Below are 13,969 nucleotides of genomic sequence, written 5' to 3'. Positions count from 1 at the left end.
ACGTTAAATATAGATTATTAGTCTTTACGCTTACATATTTTTTTAAGACAATAGATCGTTATTGAATTTGTATTCATCTTCTACATTTATTAACCCATTATTGGACTGAGATTTATGACAACCCCGCTGAATGAACGTCGTATTGCCAATGCAATTCGTGTACTCGCAATGGATGCTGTGCAAAAAGCAAATTCTGGACATCCAGGCGCACCAATGGGGATGGCAGATATCGCTGATGTGGTATGGCGTGAGTTTTTAAACCACAACCCAACAAATCCACAATGGGCGAACCGTGACCGTTTTGTACTTTCAAATGGTCATGGCTCAATGCTTCAATATGCATTATTACATTTGACTGGTTATGATCTTTCAATCGAAGATTTAAAATCTTTCCGTCAATTACATTCTAAAACGCCAGGTCATCCAGAATTGGGCTATGCACCTGGGATCGAAACTACGACTGGTCCGTTGGGTCAGGGTATTGCCAATGCAGTTGGTTTTGCACTTGCTGAAAAAACTTTAGCTGCTCAATTCAACAAAGAAGACATCAAAGTTGTTGATCATTTCACTTACTGTTTCTTAGGTGATGGTTGCTTAATGGAAGGTGTTTCTCATGAAGCATGTTCATTGGCAGGGACTTTGGGTCTAGGTAAACTTGTTGCTTATTATGATGACAACGGCATTTCAATTGATGGTGAAGTAGAAGGTTGGTTCTCTGACGATACAGAACAGCGTTTCTTAGCGTATGGTTGGCAAGTGCTTAAAGTTGATGGTCATGATGCTGATGCAATTCGTGCTGCAACAGTTGAAGCAAAAGCTGAAACTACTAAACCAACATTGATCATGTGTAAAACTGTGATCGGTTTAGGTTCACCAAATAAACAAGGTAAAGAAGATTGCCATGGTGCACCACTGGGTAATGATGAAATTGCATTAACCCGTGAAGCTTTAGGCTGGACAGAAGAAGCGTTTGTAATTCCTGAAGATGTTTATACATCTTGGGATGCCAAAGCTAAGGGTACTGCTTCTGAAGCAGCTTGGAATGAAACTTTTGCTGCCTATGCTGCAAAATATCCAACTGAAGCGGCTGAACTTAAACGCCGTTTAGAAGGTGATTTACCTGCTGATTTCGCTGCAAAAGCAGATGCTTATATTGCGGAAGTGAATGCAAAAGGCGAAACCATCGCAACACGTAAAGCAAGCCAAAATGCAATCCAAGCATTTGCGCCGTTATTGCCTGAAATTTTAGGTGGTTCTGCTGATTTAGCGGGTTCAAACCTGACACTTTGGAAAGGCGCAAAAGGCGTTGAGTCTGATGCTGCGGGTAATTATGTACATTATGGTGTACGTGAATTCGGTATGACTGCGATTGCCAATGGTGTCGCTTTACACGGTGGCTTCATTCCTTATGTTGCTACATTCCTGATGTTTATGGAATATGCGCGTAATGCAGTACGTATGTCTGCATTGATGAAACAACGTGTGATTCATGTGTATACGCATGACTCAATTGGTCTGGGCGAAGATGGTCCTACGCACCAACCTGTTGAGCAAATTGCATCTTTACGTGGTACTCCAAATTTAAATACTTGGCGTCCATGTGACACTGTAGAAGCGTCTATTTCTTGGAAATCTGCTTTAGAACGTAAAGAAGGTCCTACAGCGTTAATTTTCTCTCGTCAAAACTTAGCATTCCAAACACGTACAGAAGCACAAATTGCGGACGTTGCGAAAGGTGGTTATGTATTGGCTAAAGAAAAAGGCGAGTTGAAAGCGATCATTATCGCAACAGGTTCAGAAGTGGGCTTAGCAATGGAAGCGTATGCGCAACTTGAAGGTGTACGTGTTGTGTCTATGCCATGTGCTGAAGAATTTGTGAAACAAGATGCTGCTTATCGTGAAGCTGTTCTTCCGTCAAACATTCGTGCGCGTGTTGCGGTTGAAGCTGCACATGTAGATTATTGGTGGAAATTTGTAGGTCTTGATGGTCGTGTGATAGGTATGACGACTTATGGCGAATCTGCACCTGCGAAAGATTTGTATCAACACTTCGGTATTACCACTGAAGCTGTTGTTGCAGCAGTAAAAGAATTAACAGCTTAATTTAAATCATTAAATTTTCTGTTTAAAAAACGCTCCAAAATTGGAGCGTTTTTTTGCAAAAAAGTTTAAAAGTATCGTTATTTGACTTTGGCTTGAAAAGAAATACAAATGGTTACCATGCTTTGCTACAGCGCAGTTTATATTTTATGGGAACAAAAATAAAAAGGACAATCTTATGATTCGTTTAAAGTCATTTATGATCGGTACTTTGATTGGATTGAATGCATTGACCCAAGTGCAAGCTTTTGAAAAAACAATCAAAGTTCAGTGGGATGATAAAGGAAAATTTGAGCAAACCATTTTATCAAAGGTCGCTATAGGGCATTGGACTTATGTAGAGCTTGAATATCCTGGAAAATATCAGAAAGCCAGCGATAAAATGTTGATCAATATGAATGATAAAAGGGCGATTTTAAATTTGAGCCTGAATTGCATAGAACCAGATGAAAAAAGTAAATTTGTGATAGAGGATCATCGTGGGCTTGATCGTTTAAATGCAGAGCAGAATGATCTTGATATTGCTTTGGATGGTCAGAGTTATGGAAATCCATTTTTGCAAAGTGCTGTAGAATTGGAAAAATTTAAACAAGCCATATTAAGTGCAAAAAAAATCCAATTCAACGCAGATGCTTATGGTGCCCCATACCATTTTGTAAATCGGAATGCTGATTTATTGTTGACTCCAGTGACTTGCTCATGAATTAAAATAGGTGATTTAAGATTTATAAAATTGTTTTAATTTAAAAGCTTATATGATGATGCTGAAATAGAGAGGAAAGAGCTGGCAGTTTTTATTAAAAGGTATATAGTGTCCTGCGTCATTTCGTTTTCATGAGATATGATGGATTAAATTCCATAAGTGAGGAAAATATGAGCCTTTATGAGCAAATTAGTGACGAAATCACTTTAATGGATGCAGGTGAGCAAAAGTGGATTGGACAAGATTTACCACTTGAATCAATGGTTGCTGTAGAGTTGTTACTTCAGGATTTTCAAGAAGACAAGTTGATTAAAATTCGTCGTAAGAACCATGAAAAGCAAACTGGTTTAAAGCAAATTGACCGAATCTTGGTTGAGAAGCTATAAGATTGAAAAGCCCCGAAAGGGGCTTTAGTTTTATGTGTAATAAAAAATTTAAAATCAGAATAACGAAACCCTCATTGCACCCAAACTAAGTGCAGTGGATATTTAATGTGAGTTTGATAAGTTATTTTAATAATTTATATAAAGTTCATTGTGACGGAGTCTCATTGTTTTTGTTCATATATCGGGGATTAACCTTCGGTTGGAGTTACTTTTGTTTCGGCAAAAGTAACCAAAACCATTGTCCTTCGCAGAACTCGACACATACCGAAACATATCAAAATTATCGCAAAAACATTAACCTGTAGGTTTAGTCCTGCCTCAAACAATTGCGAAGGACGATTCCGCGTATCGAAAGTTGGTGAAAATCCACTTCGAACACAGGTTATTTATTAAGACGAAAAATGCTGATCGTGATTCACAACATGATTTTGCTGAAACATCGCTTGCAAATCAGAGCCAGAAGGTGCTTGATAAATTTTTAAACCAAACTCAGGTAAGATCGCCATCAGATGATCAAAAATATCAGATTGAATCATCTCATAATCACCCCAAATCGTGGTGTTAGCAAATGCATAAATTTCCAAAGGTAAACCTTCACTGGTCGGTTGCATTTGACGTACCATCACAGTTTGCGTTTGTGAAATGCCTGAATGTTGCTTCAAATAGGCTGTTACATAAGCACGAAAGGTTCCAATATTGGTTAAACGACGTTGGTTAAGCATTGCATCATTTAAAAATTGCTGATTAAACGCTTTCAGCTCGTTTTGTTTTTCATTCAGATAGGAATCCAGCAATAAAAATGCTTTAAATTTATTTTGCTCCTGTGCACTTAAAAAATGCACACTATTTTGATCAATAAAAATAGAACGCTTGATACGTCTCGCACCAACTTGTTTCATCCCACGCCAATTTTTAAATGTATCCGTGACCAATTTATTGGTGGGAATGGTGGTAAAAGTCTTATCAAAATTTTGTACGGTTATGGTATGAAGTGACATATCGATCACATCGCCATCAGCATTTAAAGAAGGCATTTCGATCCAATCACCAATGCGTACCATGTCATAAGATGAGATTTGAACTGAAGCTACAAGTGATAAAATGGTATTTTGAAATACCAACATCAATACCGCAGCCATTGCACCAAAGCCTGCAAGTAAACTGAATACATCTTTTTTCAGGAATGTGCCTAAAATCAATAAGCCACAAACGATATAAATGATCAGTTTGACTAACTGTAAATATCCTTTGATTGGCTTATTACGAGACTTAGGATTTTTTTGGTAGACTAAATTGAAAATACTGAGAAATTCACTGATTGCCAACGCAATTGTCACAAAAATAAAGGCTTGACCAAGCATTTGTACCACTGAAATCATTTTTTCTGATAAATGTGGAACAGTGACAATACCATTAATGATTACAATGGCGGGAACAATATTGGCAATGCGGCGAATGACACTATGCTGAGATAAAATGTCGCTATTGGCGAATTTTAATTTTTCAATCAGCTTTCGGATGCCACGCACAACAACTTGTTTAGCAACAAAGTTTGCCAATAAAGCGAAACCAATCAGGATCCCCAGTGAAGTGAGCATTTCTAACCAAGGATATTGATCAGACCAATCTTGAATGTTTTGGATAAAAGCAAACTTTTCCAAAAGTAAAAACCTCTTATATTGTCAAATGTGGTTATTCTATTGATAATTAATGACAATATCTTGATTGATAACGTTTGCGCTACATTGTTTGCACAGAAATAATGAACTTACTTAAGATTGCTTACAGCTAAAATGTATATAACAGATATGCCGTGAATTTCCACATCTGTTATAGTTTCTTTGTGAAGAAGTGCACCTACGCATTGCTGGGCAGTTATACTAAAATATCTTTTTATTTTTGAAATGTGAGACCTTCAATATGATGAAGTTTTTAAGAAAGAAAAATAAAACTAGTTTTGTCTTCTTTATCATGGTGTTGTATTCATTTATTGGTGTTGTAGCGGGTTATTTTTTAACAAACTATTTTATGTAAATATCGCCTAAAATGCGGGTATTATCGTTCAAATGTGATGGTTCCGATTTAAACTGGCAATTGAATTAAACGTCTTGATATTGTCAGTTTAAACCGAATGTAAACTCAATTATTCAGTGCTGAATAATATGTTGATAATTGGCTTAAGTTTTCAATTATTCAACAATTAATTCAGACTGGATTTGAATATTTGAGGTTAATAATTTGTGAACAGGGCAACTTTCAGCGACTTTTAATAGGCGTTTGTGTTGATCTTCAGTGAATTGACCTTTTAATGTGATTTTTCTCACGATATTGTTATGACCAGCTTCGGGATCACCCTCAGGGTTCAAAGCCAAATCAACTTGCACATGGTCGAGTTGAATGCCCTTGTGGTTGGCATACATTTCTAAAGTCACCGTAGTACATGCGCCTAAAGCTGAGAGTAAAATTTGCATCGGATTTGGTGCGGTATCTTTACCACCTTTATCCAAAGGTTCATCGGCATACCACGTATGACCTTGAGGATTGCTAAGTGTGACACGATAAGGTGTTTGGATGCTGAGCGCTTGTGCGGAATGAACCATTCAAATTTACCAAATAGAATATTTAATACTATAGATAACGAAAATTAGATGAAAACTCTAGTGTAATTTCTTGATCTATTTTCTGACTTTAATTTAATCCTACTTCTTGTTTATTCATATTGTCAGTATTTTATGTGAAAACATAGGTTTAAAACCTGAGGTGATTCAGGGTGTAGAATCGTTGCATATATGCAACATAACGTATTAGCAATAACAGTGAATTAAAATGTGAAGCGTATAGAATAGCAATCATTCTAAAGAGAGATTAAGAACATGAACTTTAAATCATTAACACTAGGCTTAGCGATCGCTTCTGTAGCAACTTTTACTGTCGCTAAACCAGTAGACTACAAAATTGATCCTACGCATACTGCAACTGTATTTACTTGGAATCACTTTGGTTTTTCTACACCGTCTGCAAACTTTAGTGACATTCAGGGAACGATTTCTGTAGATACAGCTAAACCTGCAGATTCTTCTGTGAATGTAACGATTCCATTATCAAGCTTAAATACAAACGTTAAAGCTTTGGATGAGCACTTAAAAACAGCTGATTTTTTTGATGCTGAAAAATATCCAAACATCACTTTTAAAAGTACTAAAGTTCAAGCTTTAGGTAAAAACAAATACAAAATCACAGGTAATTTAACTGTGAAAGATGTGACTAAACCTGTTGTTTTAGATGCTGTTTTAAATAAAACAGGTGCGCACCCAATGACTAAAGCAGAAACAGTAGGTTTCAATGCAACGACTTCATTTGATCGTTCTGCATTTGGTGTAGGTGCTTATGTTCCAAACGTGGGTGATAAAATCACTGTAAACATTACAACTGAAGCTTCTGTGGCAAAATAATTTTGTAAAACAGATATTTAAAAGAAAGCACTCAATTTGAGTGCTTTTTTATCACATGAAAAATTAAAAACTTAACTGGTTCATAACGTTCGCTAAAACCTGCGGAGATTTGGTCTCTAAAATAGGCGCATATTTTTCATTGTCATCACGTAACAGTGGAATGTTGATTTCAGCTTTGCGTAATTCACACGTATGACCAATGAGCCATTTTTCCATACTGTCAGCAGCCACTTCGACATGAAATTGCAGCGCTAAAATATTTTGTCCGATTCTAAAAGCTTGATTCGAGTAGATTTCTGAACTCGCCAATAATTCAGCATGTTCAGGCAAATCAAAAGTATCACCATGCCAATGCAAAACTTCAGTATTTTCCAAAGGCAATAACGGATTATTTGGAATATTTTGAATCTTTAATTTAGACCAACCAATTTCTTTCTGGTGTCCTGCATAAACTTTTGCCCCCAAAGCATGGGCAATCAGTTGTGCACCCAAACAAATCCCAATCGTGGGTAAGTTTTTTGCTAAACGTTGTTTTAAATAGGCAATTTCATCATTTAAAAATGGATAGTCTTCTGTTTCATAGACCCCAATCGGACCACCTAAAATAATCACCAAGCCCTCAAATTCAAAGGCTTTCTTTAAATCATCAACACCTGCCTCAAAGTAGCGAACCCGATAATCGTGTTCATAAAAGGTATCTTCAAGAATACCCAAATCTTCAAAAGCTAAATGTTGAATTGCATAGATCGTTTTAGGCAAAGCAGATGTTGGAGCAGTCATGATTTATACGGTTTTATAAGGAATATAGCGTATTTATAGCAGTTTATAGTGAGCTTAAATATAAAATTATGATGCCTTTTGCAACATGGCTTTAATACACTGTTTGCTTGATTCTAAAATCAACAATTTGATCGATTCATCTGTCATGCTACGTGCCATCAGTATTGCTCCGACCAATTGGCACATCACCGCCCATGCTTTTTCTTCACTGCCCAAATGTTTCATAAAAAGGTGCTGACCGCGGAGCAGTTCAGCTTGATACACTTGTTTTATGTCAATCTCAGAACGAGCAACTTCACTGGCTAAAGTCGGCAATACACAGCCATGATCAGGACGATCTACATGAGAAATTGACAGGTAGCGATTGAGTTCAAAGTCCATCCACGCTTCAGCATCCTCTTGATGTGGATTGTCTTGCCACATTTGAAGACTGTGTTGTAATTCATTTTCAATCAAAGCTTTGAATAAATCAGATTTAGATGAAAAGTGAGAATAAAAAGCACCGCTGGTCACACCTGCAGCTTTCATAAAACTGTCTACACCTGTGGCACTAAAGCCATTTTTTTTGGCAATTTGACCACTGATGTCCAATAACTCTTGACGTTTCTCAGCTTTATAGCCTGATTTATAACGCATTGTGCTATCTCACATATTCAACGGAATAAATATAATTATTGTCATGAGCTTAAATTATTTGATTATAAATTAAGCTTGACGATGTTGGGGAATTATAACATAGTAATCGTTATGATAACGATCGTTATTTTATTAATGGGTAATTTAACAACCGTATTGTTCGTTTAAAGTGAGCACAATAATGAATGAATTAAAACAGCAGGGAAATAAAGTGGCACTCGTGATTGGTGCGGGGGATGCCACAGGTGGTGCAATTGCAAAACGTTTTGCACAAGGTGGATATATTAGCTGTATGACACGCCGTAATGCGGATAAGTTACAGCCTTTGATTCAAGAAATAGAAGGATTTGGCGGTGTTGCTTATGGTTTTGCATCCGATGCACGTAAGGAGGAAGAGGTTATTCAACTGATTGAAGAGATTGAAGCGAATATTGGTGAAATTGATGTTTTAGTTTTTAATATTGGTGCGAATGTACCGTGCAGTATTTTAGAAGAAACAGCACGTAAATATTTTAAGATTTGGGAAATGGCATGTTTTGCGGCATTCCTTGTTGGACGTGAAGTGGCTAAACGAATGGTGACTCGTCAACGAGGTACAATCATTTTTACAGGTGCAACCGCAGGTATGCGTGGTTCTGCTTATTTTGCTGCATTTGCAGGGGCAAAACATGCGCTTCGTGCCTTGGCACAAAGTATGGCACGTGAGCTTGGTCCACAAAATATTCATGTGGCGCATGTAGTGGTGGATGGCGCGATTGATACTGATTTTATTAAGAATACGTTTCCGCATTTGTATGAAAAGAAAGATCAGGATGGTATTTTAAATCCTGAGCATATTGCGGAAAATTATTGGCATATTGCACAACAACCTCGTGATGCATGGACGCATGAATTGGATTTACGTCCTTGGATTGAAAAGTGGTGATACTGTTTGATGATTAATTGAATGAAAAAATTTAAATTTCGTAAGTATTTGAAGTTAAAAGCTAAAATTATTTAACGTTTTAGACGGAGTCTTATATCAAAAGTTTTAATTTCAGGATTAGCCTGCGGCTCGCCCTACTTTTTTTTCGGAAAATGAGAAGCGAAGCTTCGCAAGAAAACCACCTTGCGGAGCGTTGCTCCTCACCGCAAAACTCGTCAGCTACTAAATATTGATTAATTGCGTCGCAAAAACAGTATGTATCAGATGTAGCCCTGCCTCGAACAGTTGCGGATGATGTTATTGCGTATCAATATTCATCAAGGTTAATAAGTTTTTTACATTACGATGTAATAGCAGATAGTAATTTAAGGAAATTGATTCGATTTAAATGATAAGGAAAGCAAAATGAAACAAGTGGAATTCTATTTTGATTTTGGTAGTCCATATAGTTATGTGGGTTTTTACCGTATTCAGCAGATTGCGACGCAACATCAAGCAGAAATTATTTGGAAACCGATGTTATTGGGCGGTGTTTTTAAGGCAACAGGGAATAGTAGTCCGATGGCGGTTCCTGCCAAAGCACGTTATTCGATGATTGATTTGGGCAGATGGTCAAAACTTTGGAATATTCCTGTGCAAATGAATCCGTATTTCCCGATTAATACCTTGAACCTGATGCGTTTGATTACAGCCGTGCAACTGTATCAGCCTGAAAATTTTCAAAAAGTGTTGCAAGGTTTATTTGATGCAATGTTTGGACAGCCGAAAAACTTAAATGATATGAATGAACTGGTTACATTGGCGCAATCACTGGAACTTGATATTAATCAGGTACAAACATGGCTTGCCGATGATCAAGTTAAAAATCAGCTTAAACAAGTGACTGAGGAAGCCATTGAACGAGGTGTTTTTGGTGCGCCAACGTGGTTTGTGGGGGATGAAATGTATTGGGGTGTTGATCACTTACATTTTGTGGAACATGCATTGCAAGCGGTTGAATAGTATTTAAAAAACCTCATCCTAGCCTTCTCCCAAAGGGAGAAGGAACTTCCGATATTCTTTTGGATATGTTTTGAATCTAAAATTCTAAATAACAATATCAATTTATCATGTAGATGAATATGTAAGCTACTGAATCAGTTTTAAAAATAATAACTTTGAAGCAAAGCCAACATGATCGCCAATGTAAATACTGACAAAATCGTCTGTAAGCTGATCACAGCAGCCATGAGTTGATAATCACCATTCAGTAACTTGGTTAAAATATACGAGGCTGAAGCAGTCGGGATAGAAAAGAAAATCATGATCGCGATGACAGCTGCGTAATTCAGATAAAAAAATTGCAATACGATAAATGTCACGATTGGAATGATACACAATCTTGCCAAGCTAATGATGAATGCGGTTTTGAAATAGGCTTGCACGCCTTTAAATTGAATTGCCGTACCAACACACAGTAAGCCTAACATTAGACTGCTACTTGAAAATGCCTGTAATAAACTTTGAAAACCCGTCCAAATCGGAATCTGTAATAGGTTAAAAGCAATGCCAAGAATACAGGAATTAATCAAAGGGTTTTTGATCAATGAAATCGCAATATTTTTGATATTTAATTGATTTTTCGGTGTCAGTGAAAGAATGGACACTACATTTACAAAAGGAATGGCGATTGCCAAAATATTGACCAAAATACTTCTAATTTCAGGGTTGGGTAGTGTGGTTGCAATCGAAAGCCCAATATAAGTATTAAACCGAATCAGACTCTGGATATATACCCCGAAATGTGCATCTGGGCTTTTATTCAGTTTAGCAAAAATATAGGTACTGACAATGATGATCGCCATCATGGCAAAAATCACCATCAAAATGCTGTCGAGGTGTCCCATGTGCATATTGGCACTCGCCAATGAACTAAACAGCAATGAGGGAAACAGTACATAATAATTCAGCTTTTCAGCACCATTCCAAAATTTTTCATCCAAAGTACGCGATTGGAATAGATAGAATCCCAAGGCAATCAGTGCAATCGGTGAAAATAGAATATTGATCATTTGTAACATGTGCGCTGCCTGATCCTTACTGAATTGGGCTGAAACAATTCATTTGTGACAATTGATAGCTGAATTTGAGTATAGGATATTCCTAATAATACTTCATGGTAAAATGAGTTTTTACTCATGAGCAATGTGTGCATGACTTTTACCCAATTAAGTATTTTTGCGCTTTTGGCAGAGCAGAAAAGTTTTACAGTCGTGGCACATCATTTGCAAATTTCGAAATCTGCGATTTCTCATGCAATTAAAAGTTTGGAACAAGATTGGGCAGTGACCTTATTCCATCGTGATCATAACGAAGTAGAACTCACTGAAGCAGGCGCTCGTCTGTTGTTACATGTGCAGGAAATTCTTAATATTTCCAATCAATTAAAACAAGAAATTTCGGATATTCATGGTTTTCATTCGGGTACATTGCGTATTGGTTCTTTTGGTGCATCTTCATCCAATGTGCTGATTCCACTGATTTTAGAAAAATTTAGCATTGAATATCCCAATATTGAAGTATTTATCAAAGAGGGTACAGACAAAGATATTGCACAATGGATTCAGGAGCGCCGTATTGATGTGGGGTTTGTGGTGTTGCCTGATGAGCGCTTTGATACATTCTCTGTGATGAATGATATTTTTGTGGCTTTGATTCCAAAATCTTATGAACTTTCAAAGCAAAGTGCCGTGAGTTTGCAGGAATTAGTCGAGCATCCATTTTTAATGACTTCAGCAGGCAGTCAAAGTCATGTTACTGAAATGTTTAGAAAAGCTAATCTAAGCCCTAAAATTAAGTGTCATTTTTCGCAGATTTTAACCATTATTAATATGGTGAATAATCATGCAGGGATTTCGATTGTGGCGGATATGGCATTGAATCAGGAATTGATGACGTTATTTCCCAATGTGCAGAAATTGCCTTTATCACCCAATATTAAGCGTTCAATCGGTTTGGCAGTAAAGAATAAAAAGCAGATCAGTCCAATTGCAAAGGCGTTTATAGAGATTGCGCAGAAGGTTTAAGTTTTATTTTAAAAATGTTATGCAGTAAGTTAAAACACTTTTTGTTTCTCAATAAAATTGGATACGCGGTAACGTCATTCGCAACTGTTTGAGGCAGGACTACATCTGTAAGTTAATGTTTCCGCGATATATCAATCAAAAGATGGTAATTGACGAGTTTTGCGAATGACAATGGTTTTGCCTACTTTTTCCGAAAAAAAAGTAGGGCGAGCCGCAGGCTAACCCTGAAATTAAAACTTTCGACATAAGACTCCGCCGAGTATGCTCTAAAACAGTTTGAAAGGCGCATAGTTTTTAAAGTGTGTAACATCTGTTTTTAATTCGCGACATAAAAAATAAAGCGAACCGAAGTTCGCTTTATTTCATATTTAATTTAGTTCTAAAATTTAGAAGAAGCCCATTGCTTTGGTTGAGTAGCTTACAAGTAAGTTTTTAGTTTGTTGATAATGATCAAGCATCATTTTGTGGTTTTCACGACCGATACCAGACTTCTTATAACCACCGAATGCAGCATGCGCAGGGTAGATGTGGTAACAGTTAGTCCAAACTCGACCCGCCTGAATCGCACGACCTGCGCGATAAGACGTATGTGCTGAACGAGACCAAACGCCTGCACCTAGACCATAAATTGTATCATTGGCGATTTTGATTGCTTCATCATAGTCTTTGAATGTTGCAACAGAAAGTACAGGTCCGAAAATTTCTTCTTGGAAAATTTTCATGCTGTTATTGCCTTTGAAAATGGTCGGTTCGATATAGAAACCTTCGCCCACTTCGTGACGATCGCCACCACCTGTAAGCACTTGCGCACCTTCCGCACGACCTGTAGCGATACAACCCAAGATTTTGTCTTGTTGCTCTTGAGATGCTTGCGCACCGATCATGGTATCTGTATCCAGTGGATGACCCGTTTTAATACGTTTTACACGCTCAACTGCCATTTCCAAGAATTTGTCAGCAATGCTTTCCTGAACCAAGGCGCGTGATGGGCAAGTACAAATTTCACCTTGGTTTAATGCAAACATTGCAAAACCTTCAAGCGCTTTGTCTAGGAATTCATCATCTTTGTCCATGATATCTTCAAAGAAGATGTTTGGAGATTTACCGCCAAGTTCCAATGTTACAGGAATGATGTTTTCAGTCGCATATTGCATGATTTGCTGACCAACCGCAGTTGAACCAGTAAATGCAATCTTCGCAATACGTGGATTTGTAGCAAGTGGACGACCAACTTCGATACCAAAACCATTGACTACGTTCAGTACGCCAGCTGGGAGTAAATCTTGAATCAATTCAACGAGAACTAAAATACTTGCAGGTGTTTGCTCAGCAGGTTTCAAGACAATACAGTTACCTGCAGCCAAAGCTGGTGCAAGTTTCCATGTCGCCATCAAAATTGGGAAGTTCCAAGGAATGATTTGACCCACTACACCCAAAGGCTCATGGAAATGGTAAGCGATCGTATCTTCATCAATCTCAGAAATACCGCCTTCTTGCGCACGGATACAGCCAGCAAAATAACGGAAGTGATCAATCGCAAGCGGAATATCTGCTGCAAGCGTTTCGCGGACAGGTTTACCATTGTCCCAAGTTTCAGCAACTGCAAGAAGTTCAAGATTTTCTTCTAGGCGATCTGCAATTTTTAATAAAATATTTGAACGAGTGGTCGGAGAAGAACTGTTCCAGCTCGCTTTTGCTTTATGCGCAGCATCAAGAGCAAGTTCAATGTCTTCTGCAGAAGAACGAGGAACTTTGGTAAATGCTTTACCATCTACTGGAGAAATATTATCAAAATATTCACCTTTTAAAGGTGGAACCCATTTTCCATCAATAAAGTTTTCATATTGAGCTTTGAATTGTACTTTTGAACCAGGTTGGTTTGGATCTACATAACGCATAAGAATATCCCTTTACTTATTTTC

Annotated in this window: 13 protein-coding genes; 7 read left to right on the top strand and 6 right to left on the bottom strand. The window is 37.5% G+C overall.

What is annotated here, in order from left to right; translation table 11 throughout:
* Positions 1 to 114 precede the first annotated feature (114 nt).
* The 3 genes from tkt (at position 115) to BEN71_RS11960 (ending at position 3,189) form a co-directional block, all read left to right on the top strand.
* On the top strand, positions 115 to 2,103 hold the full coding sequence (gene tkt, locus BEN71_RS11970) for a transketolase (RefSeq protein WP_068976158.1): 1,989 nt from the start codon (positions 115 to 117) through the stop codon (positions 2,101 to 2,103).
* A gap of 175 nt (positions 2,104 to 2,278) precedes the next feature.
* Positions 2,279 to 2,803 carry a hypothetical protein gene (locus BEN71_RS11965; protein WP_068976157.1) on the top strand — a complete coding sequence of 175 codons (525 nt, stop codon included), beginning with the start codon at positions 2,279 to 2,281 and terminating at the stop codon, positions 2,801 to 2,803.
* Positions 2,804 to 2,973: 170 nt separating this feature from the next.
* Positions 2,974 to 3,189 carry a hypothetical protein gene (locus tag BEN71_RS11960; RefSeq protein WP_068976156.1) on the top strand — a complete coding sequence of 72 codons (216 nt, stop codon included), beginning with the start codon at positions 2,974 to 2,976 and terminating at the stop codon, positions 3,187 to 3,189.
* A gap of 389 nt (positions 3,190 to 3,578) precedes the next feature.
* Here BEN71_RS11960 and BEN71_RS11955 read toward each other — a convergent pair whose 3' ends face one another.
* Together BEN71_RS11955 and BEN71_RS11950 are read right to left on the bottom strand one after the other, a co-directional pair.
* Positions 3,579 to 4,850 (bottom strand): mechanosensitive ion channel family protein, encoded by a 1,272-nt coding sequence (locus BEN71_RS11955; RefSeq protein ID WP_068976155.1) that lies wholly within the window; start codon positions 4,848 to 4,850, stop codon positions 3,579 to 3,581.
* Between the two features lie 528 nt (positions 4,851 to 5,378).
* A complete protein-coding gene (locus BEN71_RS11950) occupies positions 5,379 to 5,789 on the bottom strand; it encodes an OsmC family protein (protein ID WP_068976154.1) in 411 nt (136 codons plus the stop codon).
* 273 nt (positions 5,790 to 6,062) lie between these two features.
* Between BEN71_RS11950 and BEN71_RS11945 the strand changes: the two genes are divergently transcribed.
* On the top strand, positions 6,063 to 6,641 hold the full coding sequence (locus BEN71_RS11945) for a YceI family protein (protein ID WP_068976153.1): 579 nt from the start codon (positions 6,063 to 6,065) through the stop codon (positions 6,639 to 6,641).
* A 63-nt stretch (positions 6,642 to 6,704) separates the two neighbouring features.
* Here BEN71_RS11945 and BEN71_RS11940 read toward each other — a convergent pair whose 3' ends face one another.
* Complete coding sequence (locus BEN71_RS11940) at positions 6,705 to 7,421, bottom strand: glutamine amidotransferase (RefSeq protein ID WP_068976152.1); 717 nt, start codon at positions 7,419 to 7,421, stop codon at positions 6,705 to 6,707.
* Between the two features lie 66 nt (positions 7,422 to 7,487).
* Positions 7,488 to 8,057 (bottom strand): TetR/AcrR family transcriptional regulator, encoded by a 570-nt coding sequence (locus tag BEN71_RS11935; protein WP_068976151.1) that lies wholly within the window; start codon positions 8,055 to 8,057, stop codon positions 7,488 to 7,490.
* Positions 8,058 to 8,238: 181 nt separating this feature from the next.
* On the opposite strand from BEN71_RS11935, the gene BEN71_RS11930 reads away from it, so the two are divergent.
* Together BEN71_RS11930 and BEN71_RS11925 are read left to right on the top strand one after the other, a co-directional pair.
* The gene (locus BEN71_RS11930) at positions 8,239 to 8,982 is read left to right on the top strand and encodes an SDR family oxidoreductase (protein ID WP_068976150.1); all 744 of its coding nucleotides are present in this window, start codon (positions 8,239 to 8,241) and stop codon (positions 8,980 to 8,982) included.
* 405 nt (positions 8,983 to 9,387) lie between these two features.
* Positions 9,388 to 9,984: a 2-hydroxychromene-2-carboxylate isomerase gene (locus tag BEN71_RS11925; protein ID WP_068976149.1), complete on the top strand. Its 597-nt coding sequence runs from the start codon at positions 9,388 to 9,390 to the stop codon at positions 9,982 to 9,984.
* Between the two features lie 140 nt (positions 9,985 to 10,124).
* Here the strand turns inward: BEN71_RS11925 and BEN71_RS11920 are convergent, their stop codons facing one another.
* Positions 10,125 to 11,042, bottom strand: a complete 918-nt coding sequence (locus tag BEN71_RS11920; RefSeq protein ID WP_068976148.1) for an AEC family transporter — start codon at positions 11,040 to 11,042, stop codon at positions 10,125 to 10,127.
* Positions 11,043 to 11,174: 132 nt separating this feature from the next.
* On the opposite strand from BEN71_RS11920, the gene BEN71_RS11915 reads away from it, so the two are divergent.
* Positions 11,175 to 12,047, top strand: coding sequence for a LysR family transcriptional regulator (locus BEN71_RS11915; RefSeq protein ID WP_152033042.1), 873 nt, complete (start codon positions 11,175 to 11,177; stop codon positions 12,045 to 12,047).
* Positions 12,048 to 12,433: 386 nt separating this feature from the next.
* Here the strand turns inward: BEN71_RS11915 and exaC are convergent, their stop codons facing one another.
* Positions 12,434 to 13,945 carry an acetaldehyde dehydrogenase ExaC gene (exaC, locus tag BEN71_RS11910; RefSeq protein WP_068976146.1) on the bottom strand — a complete coding sequence of 504 codons (1,512 nt, stop codon included), beginning with the start codon at positions 13,943 to 13,945 and terminating at the stop codon, positions 12,434 to 12,436.
* Between the last annotated feature and the right edge of the window lie 24 nt (positions 13,946 to 13,969).

The sequence above is a fragment of the Acinetobacter wuhouensis genome (assembly GCF_001696605.3).
GTDB classification, from domain to species: domain Bacteria; phylum Pseudomonadota; class Gammaproteobacteria; order Pseudomonadales; family Moraxellaceae; genus Acinetobacter; species Acinetobacter wuhouensis.
Note: the sequence above shows the minus strand (reverse complement) of the source record. Positions and strands in the feature narration are given on the sequence as shown.